The sequence below is a fragment of the Shewanella intestini genome, from assembly GCF_018221465.1.
GTDB lineage: Bacteria > Pseudomonadota > Gammaproteobacteria > Enterobacterales > Shewanellaceae > Shewanella > Shewanella intestini.
Genome location: NZ_JAAIKR010000009.1, coordinates 1 through 13,411, shown reverse-complemented (window position 1 = coordinate 13,411; position 13,411 = coordinate 1). Strand labels below are relative to the sequence as shown.

Genomic DNA, 13,411 nt, shown 5'->3' with positions numbered 1-13,411 from the left:
CCTTTATTTTGCTTTAATACGTGCTTCTATCGCGTCCATTAGCATGCCAGTAATATCGACATCATAAGCCGCTTCAATTTCTTTGATGCAGGTTGGGCTGGTGACGTTGATTTCTGTTAGCTTGTCGCCAATGACATCTAAACCAACGAAAATTAAGCCACGCTTTTTAAGCTCAGGGCCAATGGTGCGGGCAATATGCCAGTCGCTTTCAGACAACGGTTGAGGTACACCGCTGCCACCAGCGGCTAAATTACCACGGGTTTCGCCTTTCATTGGAATGCGCGCTAATGAGTAGGGTACTGGTTCGCCATCAACAACTAAAATGCGTTTGTCGCCTGAGGTGATATCTGGGATAAACGCTTGCGCCATGGCGTATTGTTGACCGTGCTGAGTGAGCGTTTCAATAATCACCCCAAGATTAGGGTCTTTTTCTTTGACGCGGAAAATTGACGTGCCGCCCATACCGTCAAGCGGCTTTAAAATAAGGTCGCCCTTTAATTGATGAAAAGCGCGGATGCGTTTTTCATCGCGGGTAACGATAGTTTCAGGGGTGAATTCTGAAAACCAAGCGGTAAATAGCTTTTCATTGGCGTCACGTAAACTTTGTGGCTTGTTGACGATTAATGTACCGGCATCTTCAGCACGTTCAAGCATATAAGTGGCGTAGATAAATTCGGTATCAAATGGTGGGTCTTTGCGCATCAGTACTACATCAAGATCCGCAATCGGGGTGTCTTTGGGTTCACCTAATTCAAACCACTTTTGTGGGTTATTCTCAACCGTTAATGGGCGCATATTTGCCATTGCTACACCATTTACCATCGCAAGGTCGTGCATTTCCATGTAAAAAAGCTGATAACCACGCGCTTGCGCTGCCAATAACATCGCAAAGCTTGAGTCTTTTTTAATATTAATGTCGCTGATGGGGTCCATCACAATACCGAGCTTAATCATGTTGTTATCCTTTAATGGTGTCATTTGTTAATAAGACAGTGTGACTAGCTAAAATATTGCTAGCCGATATCTCCAAAGTTGACTTGTAATGCTGTAATTGCCGTTAACGATGCGGTTTCAGTGCGTAATACCCGTGGGCCAAGCAATACATCAGTAAATTGATATTGCTCTGTCATGGCAATTTCTTCTGCCGATAAGCCGCCTTCTGGGCCAATAAGTAATCGCACGCGATTATTATTATCAGGGGTTAATGTTAACCCATTTATACCGTGCGATGCGCGCGGATGTAAGTTAAGTTTTATTGCCGCGGTAGACTCGGCGCACCAATCGTGTAACTGCATTGCTGGGCGAACAATCGGTACATAACTGCGCCCCGATTGTTCACAAGCGCTGATGACTATTTTTTGCCATTGGGCCGTTTTTTTGGCTAAACGCTCACCGGTGAGTTTAACCCCGCAGCGGTCTGAGAACAGTGGCGTAATAGTACTAACACCTAATTCAACTGATTTTTGAATAGTGAAATCCATGCGGTCGCCGCGTGAGATCACTTGCCCCAAATGGATATTAAGTGGTGATTCATTTTCACGGACTTGGCTGCTAAGCACTTCAACAGTGAGTGACTTTTTACTGGCTTGGGTGATTTGAGCTAAGTAATCATTACCGTCACCATTAAATAATTTTAGGTGTTCGCCTTCACCCATACGTAATACGCGGCCAATATGTGCCACACCATCGTCATCAAGGGCGATAGATTGCCCAACGGCAATATCTTGGCTAGGTTGATATATTCTGGGTGCTTTCATTGCATTTTGCTCTGTGCTTGGGTTGTTGATCTGTTTCATATTATCAATGACAAGCTATACGTTAGCCAATGACGGGTAAACTAGTGACTTAAACCTCGATTTTGGCATTGTTTGTTCACAAATTCATTATGATTACCCTGTGTATTTGCAATTAAGCGGTCTCGTTGACATTCTGCTGCCGTGACAGGATAAGCGTTATTCCATGCATTAAACAATTTTCGTTGACTCGCTGCGAGTTTAAAGCCGTAGGTTTGCTGCATATAGAAATAAGTTCTAGCAATCGCCCCACGGCTTTGTTGTGGCGGCTGTACTTTGCGGGCTTTAAAATCGACCAACATTTGGCATTGTCCGTATTGCTTAGGTTTACCATTCCATTGGCTAAAACGGAAATTACTGCGATCGCCATTCACTTCACCAATGGATGGGGTTAAGTTGTGCAAGTCAGATTCCATTTGCTTAAATTTTTTGTCAGTGCGGCCACAATTTTTGCGGCCACCATCTTGCCAACATTGGCGTTGGTGCCCCATTTCCCAAGCTGGGACAACATGTTCCCATTCAATACGGTTAGCACGGCGAACTTGTTTGCGTACTTGATAACCGCAACTGGCTAAGTCTGGTTGCCATAATTTACCGTTAATTTTGATATCACATCCACAGTAAAAGGTTTGCTGGGGCAGTTGTTGATAGATTTTTTTTGCAAGGCGTTTGGCTTGGCTAAAACTGCTTGGGTGTTTGGCGGCAACAGCCGGAGAAACAATAGCCACAGACGTTAATGCCAATACTGACATTAAGACAAATTGTTTAAACATGCTTGGGTAACTCTACTACTTATGAAGGACGGTTGCTGGTATACCAGCGAATTTGTGCGAGATGGTAAGGGATTGTTTTTTCCTATGCAATGCGATTAATCAATTTTAGCCGCACTGATCATTGCTTGGTGATTGGTTACAGCTTGTAATGTGTGGCCGCAGCGACGACAGCGGTACTGCATTTCGCCGCGGATCACCTTGTTATGACGGCGAATACTCAGCGTTACCACACCACATTCGCATTGGTAGTCAAATTGCTTACCTTGAACTGAGCTTATGTCTAATTGGTGCGTGGTTTTGGGGGCTTGTTTAAACACGTTGTACATAATGTGTTGCCATTCTCGCCCGTGAGGCTTTACCTTTCCAAATAACCTGAAACACAACAAGTGACTGATTTCATGAGGAATAACGTGCTCTATAAAAGTGTCAAAGTTTTCGGTTAATAGCACCGGATTAAAGCGTAACTTGTTTAGTTGTAAGTGTGCCATGCCAGCAGCTTTGCCACGCAGAGTAAATTCCACTTTAGGGCGAGGAAATGATTTAGCTAAGGCTAATTCGGCAACTTGATAATCAGCTTCTATTTTGGCTAGTACTTGTTGCTGTTGAGTTGAGGTTAACGCTGTCACGGCAATGGGTTCGTTTTAAATCATATTGGCGGCTATCGTGCAGTTTTTGGCGGCGTTTAGCAACTCGCTGTTAGCGATTCACGCTAATAAAACAACTGTCAGTGATTAATCTTGGCTACAACCTCAACGCATCAGCAATTATTGATAGTGAGTTTATGAAGTATTTAACTGTTGATATCTATTTAACATGTTTTATCTGCAACAGCAGAGGACGATAAAGTAGGGTTTAAGTGATTAACAAGATAGCGTTATCGTTTAAATGAAAAAGGGGGCTCAATTGAGCCTCCTTTTTCATTATCTATTTGCTCTATAAGGTACTCGCTGCTGCGCCAATCATAGCTCTAATTTGTTCGACAATATCTGCTTCAGTATCGGCGTCATATCCTTTTACTCTTGGAGTATGGATATGTCCAACAGGAATGTCATAGTTAAATTGCGAGCGTAATAATAGGCTTCGGTAAGATATTTCATTTGATAAATAACCGCCGCCAGAACCTTCAACTGATGTCGCTCGTTGCAACTGATTTAATGAGGTCGCGTTAAATTGCCCACCAGATAAGGTGCTCACTTGATGATGGTCGTTGGTTTTCCATTTACCTTTCACTGCCACCATTGCGTCAGCGGGGAGTGAGAATTCCATAAACTCAGGGCCGTTGAGGGTGCCATTATTAAATAATGGTGCAATCGGTTTGGTTGCTGTTGCGCCGGTGAAAACGTTTAAATTGTCTGGTGCGTCAGCACTGCGGTTACGCGCTGGAAAACGTTCTAAGTCAAAATCGCTGCGTCCCATGCTAATGGTGAACACCATATCAATGCTTTTATCTCGAAAAAATGGCGTCAGTAGCGACTCAATAATGCCATTATCAAAGTCTGCAAAGCGCACTGGGATCATCACAGTTTCGACTTGTGCTTGTTTACCATTAATATTGAACGTGTATCCGTCTAAGGCTAAAGCCGCAAGGCCTGATGGGTTGCTTTGGCTAATGTCTTTGTCGAGAAAGAACGGATCAAAGCCGGTGACTAAAATTTTGATTTGGGTTTCAGGTTTAAAATGAATGTCACTAAACCCGCGTGATGATTTTTCAACGGCGTTAACCAAAATATTACGTTGCCATTTTGCAATGTTAAAGCCGCTATTGGCTTGTTTAAGCGCGCTGCGCATTTGCAAACGGCTCCAATACAGCGGGCGGTCGTCATTATTGTCAGCTTGTACATCGCGCACTGCTTGTTGCCATAACAACTGGCCTTGTTTTGCGATGGCTTGGGTCACTTTTAGCTCGTCCGTTGCCTGACTAAAGGTGTTTTTGAGTGACTTAACTTGGCTGTCATAACGGTTGACCACTTCTGGCAGATGACTTGTAGCGGCTTCAATACGTTGCTCTTCTACATCTAAGGCTGTTTGAGCCGCTAATGCAGAGGATACAAGCAGCATTAAAGAGCCGAGAGTCCAACAAAGGGTATTGTGTTTATTCATGTTTGTTCCCTAAATGCTTGCTGGTGCAGCAAGTGCTGTTTATCTATTGTGGAAGGTGAGCAATTGGCCCGTTAAGCGCATCTGAATGAGACCGAATTGATTGATAACATTTATTTATAACATAAAATTAGTGCTGTGATTAGTTCATCAATGTGTTCAATGATTCTTGGCTACTATAGCGTTTACTGAAAAAGTCTAAAAAGGCACTAATATTGGTCGCCAATTGTCTTCGGCTTGAATAAACGCCGTAAATCTTAAAGGCTTCCATTGGCCATTCTTGTAAAATAGGTTGTAAAGTGCCTGCGGCAATTTCTTGTTTACAACTGGTATTTGATAACATGGCTATACCATGATCATCCATAGCAAAGCGTTTAACCATGTTGGCTGAATTGACCCTTATTTTACGGTTAAAGGTGGCCATCATTTTTCGGTTACCTTTGCCCAATGGCCAAATTGGCGCAGATAAGCGTGTACCCAGTAATATGCCATCATGCTGAGTTAACTCTTGCGGCGTTGCAGGAGTGCCATGTTTTTTTAAGTAACTTGGACTGGCAACTAAAATAGGTTGGCGTTCAAATAACAATTTGGCGACCAAATCTGATGACTGTAACGGGCCATATTTAATGGCAATATCGTAACCTTCACCCACCAAACTTACGTCGTTATCAGTAAATTGAATGTCGAGTTCGATATTGGGATTTAAGCGCATAAAGCTAGAACATAAATGCCCAATAACATCCTGAGAAAATGACACCGGGATGGCAATTCGTAATGACCCAGATACATCGCTGTGGGTGTTTTCAATGGTCGCTTTTGCGGCATCTATTTCTTCACTTATCGATTCACAATGCTGAAAAAACATGGCACCAACTTGAGTTAAACTCAAATTTCGGGTGTCTCGTTGTAATAATCTCACCCCAAGTTGCTCCTCTAATTGGGCAACTTTTCGACTAATTGTCGATTTAGGTTGTCCGATGTCTCGTGCTGCTTGCGAGAATCCTTTTGCTCTCACCACCGCTGCAAACAGCATCATACCGTTCAAATCGGGCATTTTGGCCTCACTGTCTCATTTTTGGAACAAAGCGTCCAAGGTAGTTTAATGGTAATTAAGCTCACAACAAAGTTATATTTACGCGTTAAAATTTTCAGTGGCTATATAAAGCAGAGGATCTTGCTATGACCAGTAATAAGCAGCCCGTAAATACGGCACCTACCGTTTCGGCTGACCCTTTATTCTTACAAGCGGAGCATTTGGCCAAGGATTTTTCGTTATTTCCTGCTCACAGTAAGCAAACGTTATCTGAAGAAATTAAAGGATTATTATCTGACGATGCTATTCAAATAAATCTAAAAGAATTGGCCTCTTTAGATGTTGACGGTTACGTCAATCAAGTGATTCAGCCGACCCAAGACAAAAATCGTTTTGGGGCTAAGAAAATGATTGCCGATCTTAAAGGCAAACTTATTGCGGAGAATCATCAAGGTGCATTTTATAGCGCTGAAGTTGAATTGGACTTTGGCGCACGTAGTCGCCGCGTTGGCTTTATTGCTCAAGAACGTTCAACTGCCAATGGTGCTTGGATGCCAGAGCATCATTTAGAAGCGTGTAAAGCGATTCGTCATTTTGCTGAATTGGCTATGCCAATCGTTTACCTGATTGACACTCCAGGTGCTGATGCAGGCGAAGCAGCTAATAGCCATAACCAAGCACACACTATTTCAAAAGCGATTGCTGAAAGTGCCAACGTTGACGTACCTACAGTGGGTATTGTGGTCGGCGCAGGTTACTCTGGCGGCGCAATTCCATTAGCTGCGGCAAATATTTTATTGTCAGTGCGTGATGGTATTTTCAATACGATTCAACCTCAAGGGTTACAAAGTATTGCCCGTAAATACAACTTATCTTGGCAAGAATGTGCGAAATCAGTGGGCGTCTCACCTGAAGAGCTATATACCGCCGGTTGTATTGACGGCATTATTGATTTCTCTCCAATTGACCGTGATGAACGCCAACATAACTTACGTCGAGCGATTATTAGCTCGGTAGAAGCCGTTGAGCGTGCAGCAATGAACTTTGTTCGTGAATCTGGTGACTTAAAAGAGCATTATGAACGTAGTTTGGAGCGTTTTTTAAGACCGTCTGAAAACCTGATGACCCTTCAAAGTAATACCGGTTTAGCGATTGCGAATAACCCTACCATGCACCACAACATTTTTGGTAGTGCATACCGTTATTTACGTTATCTTACGCTGCGTAGCCGTATTCATTCTATCTCTCAAGACCAATATGGTCGCTTGTCGAAAGTCAGCGTACCAGAAGGGGATTTACTTGAACGTATCGCTCAGGAGCAAGAACGTGTATTCCAGTCTTGGTTAACAAACCCAGATAAACTGGTTTATGACGAAGAATTGAACAAGTTGTGGACTAATTTTGCTGCTAAGCGAAGCGAAATTTCAACTGAGCGTAACATGCTTACACGCTTTATCTTAGGTGAGCCGAAAGAGAATTATAAAAAAGCACGTAAGGCATTATTGTTTAACATCAGTTGGTCGCTGTACCACCGCTGGAAAAGCAATGCAGAAAATAACTTCAAAGGCTTAATTGAGTATCTTGAGTCATTACCTGCTGAAAAAACTCAAGCACAGTGGCCTGAACTTAATGAACTGACCGTGCTGGATGTGGTTGTTAATGACGAGCTGCGTGAAGACTTTATTTGGCAATGTCATAACATTCTTATCTTTAATGCTTTGTATGACAATGTGGTGGGCAATTTAGCGTCTATCTCTAAAGAAGCGATGATGGCGAAAAGCTTAGCTCGTGAGTCAGTTGATAGCTTATTGCATAAGTCAATCGACAGTGCGATGTCTAATAACCACGTTGCAAACGACAAAGCGAAGTTCTACAAGTGGCTTAAATTCTTTATGGCGCAATCAAACCGCGCTGAGTTATTAACCCGAGTTGAGCAATGGAAGAGTGTGGGATTCCCACAATTAAACGATTCGCTGTTTGTTATCTTGACTTACTTCTTCGAGCGTTTACTGCCAGAGTATTTTGACAGTGAAGATGAGCACGACAAGTATACTGGCACGATTAACCCTGTGCGTATTGGTCGTCGTAAAGACTTCTGGAACCGTTTAACGATGGGGTATCAAGATTTACTGATCCAAAAAGTGCTTCGTGCTGAAAAGAAACAAGGCAAAATGGGTTGGGAAAATGTCATCAATCAATTCTTCACTCAGTTTGATGAAATTGATAGTGACAAGATGTCTGCTAACTTACTGACTTTCCCCGGCTTTCGTCTTTCAATTGAAGATGCGATTGACCGTGGCGTGCGTCCTTGTGGATTAATTACCGGTTTAGCTGACTTTGGTGAAGGCGATCAAAAACTGCGCGTCGGTGTTGCTGTGTCGAACACTGCATTCCAAGCCGGCGCATTTGATATGGCCAGTGCCGAGAAATTTAGCTCACTATTAATTGAGTGTGCTAAACGTAAATTGCCCGTGATTTGTTTCATTAGCTCAGGCGGAATGCAAACCAAAGAAGGTGCTGCTGCATTGTTCTCAATGGCGGTGGTAAATGACCGGATTACTCGCTTTATTCGTGATAACGAACTGCCAGTATTAATGTTTGGTTTTGGTGACTGTACCGGCGGCGCACAAGCCAGTTTTGTGACTCACCCGTTAGTGCAAACATATTACCTTTCAGGGACAAATATGCCGTTTGCTGGGCAAATGGTGGTACCTGCATACCTACCGTCAACATCAACACTGTCTAACTACTTATCAAAAGTACCGGGCGCGATGAACGGTCTTGTTGATAACCCATTCTGCGAAACCTTAAATAGCCAGCTATCAAGCATCGACCCAATGATGCCAATGCCAAACGCAAGCATTCAAGAAGTGATTGGTCATGCGTTATCGACTATCGTGCCTGAGCGCGTGGAAGTGGATGACGAAATTGTACAAGATGACCCGCGTGAGCTGATGAAACCCATTGATAAAGTATTGGTTCACGCCCGAGGTTGTACGGCGGTTAAACTTATCCGTAAAGCGCATGACAATGATATTAAAGTAGTACTTGTTGCGTCTGACCCTGATATGACATCAGTGCCAGCGAATATGCTAAAAGACAACGATAAGCTGGTTTGTATTGGTGGTAACACTTCAGATGAAAGTTATTTGAATGCCTATTCGGTATTAAAAGTGGCTGAATATGAAGAAGTTGACGCCCTGCATCCAGGGATTGGTTTCCTTTCAGAAAGTCCACAATTTGCTGCATTGTGTGTAAATAACGGCGTTAACTTTGTTGGCCCAAGCGTTTACTCAATGACCACAATGGGGAATAAATCGAACGCGATTAAAACTTCACAAGCGCAAAATGTACCAGTTGTACCAGGTTCTCACGGTATTCTAACCAACGCTGAACAAGCGGTGAACGTGGCGCTTGAAATTGGTTACCCTGTATTGCTTAAAGCGGTACAAGGTGGTGGCGGTAAAGGGATTCAGGTTGTTGAACGTCCTGAAGATATGATTGCATTATTCCAGCAAACATCAACCGAAGCGGCTGCCGCATTTGGTAATGGCGATTTATACCTTGAGAAATACGTGACTTCTTTGCGTCATATTGAAGTGCAATTACTGCGTGATAAATTTGGCAACACCAAAGTATTGGGCATTCGTGATTGTTCTGTGCAACGTAACAACCAAAAAGTCATTGAAGAATCAATGTCGACCATGTTACCTGCTGAGCTAAAAGAAAAAGTACTTGAATATACGCGTGCTTTGGGTAATGCCACAGACTACATGGGTGCGGGTACGGTTGAATTTATTTACAACCTTGATGCTAACGAAGTGTACTTCATGGAAATGAATACGCGTCTGCAAGTAGAGCATCCTGTTACTGAAGCAACATCGGGTATTGATATCGTGAGCGCGCAATTTGATATTGCTGCTGGCCGTTCAATTGAAGATTTACAGCCGGTTGATCAAGGCTACGCGATGGAAGTTCGTGTGACTGCAGAAAAGGCTGAGCTTGATAGCAATAACGTACTGCAGTTAATGCCAAATCCAGGCAAAATTATTGAATGCATTATGCCTGAGCGTGATGACATTGAGATTATCTCAATTGCTGACTCAGAAACTGAAGTCTCGCCATATTACGATAGCTTAATTGCGCAGATTATTATCCGCGGCACTAACCGTGCTGAAGTCGTCAAGAAAATGTACGATTATTTAGACAGTGTGGTTATTCGTGGTATTGCAACCAATATTCCGTTACTTAAACGTATCCTAACTGATGCAACCTTCAACGAAGGTGTATATGACACGAATTATCTGCCTAAATTAATGGCTGAATTAGACGTGCCAGCATTGATTGAAGAAATGGAAGCCGCAGCGGAAACCGAAGCTGTTGATACTGAATCATTACGAGTTGGTGAAAGTAATGAACTAAAAGTATTGGCTCAAGGTGCAGGTATTTTCTATACCTCTCCAGCGCCAGGTGAAGCAGACTTTGTTAAAGAAGGTGATGTGGTCACACTTGATCAAACTCTGGCACTAACAGAAGCGATGAAGATGTTCTCACAGCTGACATTGGCAGGCTTTAACCGAAAAGATGCGGAGTTATACCCAGCTGATAAGCAATATCGTATTGAGCGTATTCTTAACAGTAATGGTCAGCAAGTATCACAAGGTGACTTATTGTTTGTTATCTCACCGGTTGAGTAAGCTTCCTGCTGTCTAAAGTGCAGCACTAAGCTGCAATAAACCAATGAAAATACCCGCCAATGGCGGGTATTTTTTTCGCGCTAAATGACAGATGTTAATAACTTAGGTGTTATTCGCTAGGCATAACGGCGACCCAAAAAGCGGAAATATCCTCTTGTCGCGGTTAAAAGCCATTGTCAGTAAAAAAAATAATAATGCTTAAAAAATAATCGATTATTTTTAGTTGCTTGTTTTATATCTAATATCTACTAATAAAGCGGTTTTTTTTTATTAAAAATGCAGAAATATCGCAACTGCTGTTTGCGTGTTGCAAGGTTCCAATTTACAATATGCGCCTTAAATAACCTGATGAGCGGTGTGTCGGTACTTTTTCGCATACTCCGTCTACTTCTTAAACTAATCATTAAAGTTGAATCATGACCGAATTATCAAAATACAGAAACATTGGTATCTTCGCTCACGTTGACGCGGGTAAAACCACGACCACCGAGCGTATCCTTAAGCTAACCGGTAAGATCCATAAGATCGGTGAAGTTCATGATGGCGAATCTACAACTGACTTCATGGAACAGGAAGCTGAGCGCGGTATTACTATTCAGTCTGCAGCAGTAAGCTGTTTCTGGAATGACCACCGTTTTAACGTTATCGACACTCCAGGCCACGTTGACTTCACTGTTGAAGTATATCGTTCTCTTAAAGTGCTTGATGGCGGTGTTGGTGTATTCTGTGGTTCTGGTGGTGTTGAGCCTCAGTCAGAAACTAACTGGCGTTATGCGAACGAATCAGAAGTTGCTCGTATCATCTTCGTAAACAAATTAGACCGTATGGGTGCTGATTTCTTACGCGTTGTTAAGCAAACTCAAGACGTACTAGCGGCTAACCCATTGGTTATGGTTTTACCGATTGGTATCGAAGACGAATTCTCTGGTGTAGTTGATCTACTTACTCGTAAAGCATGGGTATGGGATGAAACTGGACAAGCAGAAAACTACAAAATCGAAGACGTTCCAGCAGATATGGTAGACAAGGTAGAAGAATACCGTGAAATGCTAATCGAAACTGCTGTTGAGCAAGACGACGATCTAATGGAAGCTTACATGGAAGGCGAAGAGCCATCTATGGAAGACATCAAGCGTTGTATCCGTAAGGGTACTCGTACAATGGCATTCTTCCCTACTTATTGTGGTTCTGCGTTTAAAAACAAAGGTATGCAGCTTCTTCTTGATGCTGTTGTTGATTACCTACCTGATCCAGTTGAAGTTGATCCACAACCTCTTACTGATGAAGAAGGTAACGAAACAGGCGAACACGCTTTAGTTTCTGTTGACGAGCCATTCAAAGCGTTAGCATTTAAAATCATGGATGACCGTTTTGGTGCATTAACTTTCGTACGTATCTACTCTGGTAAGATCAAGAAAGGTGACACCATCCTTAACTCTGCTACAGGTAAAACTGAGCGTGTTGGTCGTATGGTTGAAATGCAAGCTGATGAGCGTAACGAATTAGATTCAGCTCAAGCTGGTGACATTATCGCTATCGTTGGTATGAAGAATGTTCAAACTGGTCACACTTTATGTGATGTTAAACATCCTTGTACTCTTGAAGCAATGGTATTCCCAGAGCCAGTTATCTCTATCGCTGTAGCGCCTAAAGATAAAGGTGGCAGTGAGAAAATGGGTATCGCTATCGGTAAAATGATTGCAGAAGATCCATCTTTCCGCGTAGAAACTGACGAAGATTCAGGCGAAACCATCCTAAAAGGTATGGGTGAGCTTCACTTAGACATTAAAGTAGACATCCTTAAGCGTACTTACGGTGTTGACTTAATTGTTGGTGAGCCTCAAGTTGCTTACCGTGAAACTATCACTAAAGTAACTGAAGATAGCTACACGCATAAGAAACAGTCTGGTGGTTCAGGTCAATTTGGTAAAATTGACTATGTAATCCGTCCTGGCGAGCAAAACTCTGGCTTTACGTTCAAATCATCAGTTGTTGGTGGTAACGTACCTAAAGAATTCTGGCCTGCAGTAGAAAAAGGTTTCGCTAGCATGATGAACACCGGTACTGTTGCTGGTTTCCCTGTGTTAGACGTTGAACTAGAACTTACTGATGGTGCTTTCCACGCAGTTGACTCGTCAGCTATCGCGTTCGAAATCGCAGCTAAAGGTGCATTCCGTCAGTCTATGCCTAAAGCCGGTGCGCAACTTCTTGAGCCTATCATGAACGTTGACGTATTCAGCCCAGAAGACAACGTAGGTGACGTTATTGGTGACCTTAACCGTCGTCGTGGTATGATCAAAGACCAAATGGCGGGTGTTACTGGTGTTCGTATTAAAGCTGACGTACCGTTATCAGAAATGTTCGGTTACATCGGTTCACTACGTACTATGACATCTGGTCGTGGCCAATTCTCTATGGAATTCGCTCACTACGCACCATGTCCAAACAGTGTTGCTGAAAAAGTCATTGCTGAAGTTAAAGAACGTGAAGCTAAGAAGTAATTCTTAACTAAACGCTTTAATTAAAAAAACCGCTGCCTTTGCAGCGGTTTTTTTATGTCTAAAAGAATGTTGATTGGTTCTGGTCGTGATACTCATGCTTGCTTGTACTAGCTTAGACTTGATCTGACAGTTACCCTGTAACCATCCCGCCGTATTTAGCTCGCCACTTATAAAATGTGGCGCTACTCATACCATGTTCTCGACAAAGTTCAGGTACAGGGGTGCCAGCCTCTGATTGCTTGAGGATAGTGATGATTTGACTATCCGAGTATCGTGATTTTTTCATTGCAGAATATCCTGTGTTTAATTTACGAGAAAATTCTACTTTTAGCAGCGATTATTTTTCGGGGGATTACCAGTCTATCAAGCCATACATTAGAATTGAGTCGTGTTACTTATATTAATTATGGGTGGCATGTTAGTACCGACTATCGGCAGCGTATTGTTATGCAACCGGCCTTCAACAGCGATTTATTTCAACAATTGCTCGAACCTGAGAATCTACACCGAGCGTGGC

8 protein-coding genes and 1 pseudogene are annotated in these 13,411 nt (G+C 42.8%); 2 read left to right on the top strand and 7 right to left on the bottom strand.

Going from position 1 to position 13,411, the window contains the following annotated elements:
* Nucleotides 1-3: 3 nt before the first annotated feature.
* The 6 genes from gshB to G3R48_RS10160 form a co-directional block, all read right to left on the bottom strand.
* Complete coding sequence (gene gshB, locus G3R48_RS10185) at nt 4-954, bottom strand: glutathione synthase (RefSeq protein WP_153664733.1); 951 nt, start codon at nt 952-954, stop codon at nt 4-6.
* 59 nt (nt 955-1,013) lie between these two features.
* Complete coding sequence (gene rsmE / locus G3R48_RS10180; RefSeq protein ID WP_153664731.1) at nt 1,014-1,757, bottom strand: 16S rRNA (uracil(1498)-N(3))-methyltransferase; 744 nt, start codon at nt 1,755-1,757, stop codon at nt 1,014-1,016.
* 80 nt (nt 1,758-1,837) lie between these two features.
* The gene (locus G3R48_RS10175) at nt 1,838-2,545 is read right to left on the bottom strand and encodes an endonuclease (protein ID WP_228497465.1); all 708 of its coding nucleotides are present in this window, start codon (nt 2,543-2,545) and stop codon (nt 1,838-1,840) included.
* 116 nt (nt 2,546-2,661) lie between these two features.
* The gene (locus G3R48_RS10170; protein ID WP_323741268.1) at nt 2,662-3,192 is read right to left on the bottom strand and encodes a SprT family zinc-dependent metalloprotease; all 531 of its coding nucleotides are present in this window, start codon (nt 3,190-3,192) and stop codon (nt 2,662-2,664) included.
* Between the two features lie 307 nt (nt 3,193-3,499).
* Nucleotides 3,500-4,666: a pyroglutamyl-peptidase I gene (locus G3R48_RS10165; protein ID WP_153664726.1), complete on the bottom strand. Its 1,167-nt coding sequence runs from the start codon at nt 4,664-4,666 to the stop codon at nt 3,500-3,502.
* 139 nt (nt 4,667-4,805) lie between these two features.
* Complete coding sequence (locus G3R48_RS10160) at nt 4,806-5,717, bottom strand: LysR family transcriptional regulator (RefSeq protein ID WP_153664724.1); 912 nt, start codon at nt 5,715-5,717, stop codon at nt 4,806-4,808.
* Between the two features lie 125 nt (nt 5,718-5,842).
* Between G3R48_RS10160 and G3R48_RS10155 the strand changes: the two genes are divergently transcribed.
* Both G3R48_RS10155 and fusA read left to right on the top strand, forming a co-directional pair.
* Nucleotides 5,843-10,393: an ATP-binding protein gene (locus G3R48_RS10155; protein ID WP_153664722.1), complete on the top strand. Its 4,551-nt coding sequence runs from the start codon at nt 5,843-5,845 to the stop codon at nt 10,391-10,393.
* Between the two features lie 416 nt (nt 10,394-10,809).
* On the top strand, nt 10,810-12,894 hold the full coding sequence (gene fusA / locus G3R48_RS10150; protein WP_153664720.1) for an elongation factor G: 2,085 nt from the start codon (nt 10,810-10,812) through the stop codon (nt 12,892-12,894).
* A 142-nt stretch (nt 12,895-13,036) separates the two neighbouring features.
* Here fusA and G3R48_RS10145 read toward each other — a convergent pair.
* Nucleotides 13,037-13,180 (bottom strand): annotated as a pseudogene (locus tag G3R48_RS10145) (transposase); the annotation flags it as partial.
* Nucleotides 13,181-13,411: the final 231 nt, after the last annotated feature.